1 protein-coding gene is annotated in these 225 nt (G+C 22.2%); it reads left to right on the top strand.

Translation table 11 applies throughout. From position 1 onward, the window contains the following. The coding region (locus ACK2WN_RS12435) for a hypothetical protein (RefSeq protein ID WP_416155707.1) at nt 1-225 on the top strand (225 nt) is incomplete at both ends.

The following is a 225-nucleotide window of genomic DNA, read 5'->3' as shown; positions in this document are numbered from 1 at the left end:
GAATAACTTGATAAAAAGATACACTAGAAGATATAAAGGGAAAGTTCCTTATACGAACAAAATAAATTCTTTTTCGATAGATACAGGTTTATATAGATATTCAAAAAATAAATTAAATGAAAATTATATTTATATATCTTCAATGGAAACAAGAAAAAGAGTACCGATTAAATTGAGGGATTCAAATAAATACAACAAAACACTTAAAATCAAAATCATAGATAA

It is taken from the genome of Peptacetobacter sp. AB800 (genome assembly GCF_047807365.1).
Lineage (GTDB): Bacteria > Bacillota > Clostridia > Peptostreptococcales > Peptostreptococcaceae > Peptacetobacter.
The sequence above is the reverse complement of the archived record's forward strand: the minus strand, read 5'-3'. Positions and strand labels throughout refer to the sequence as shown.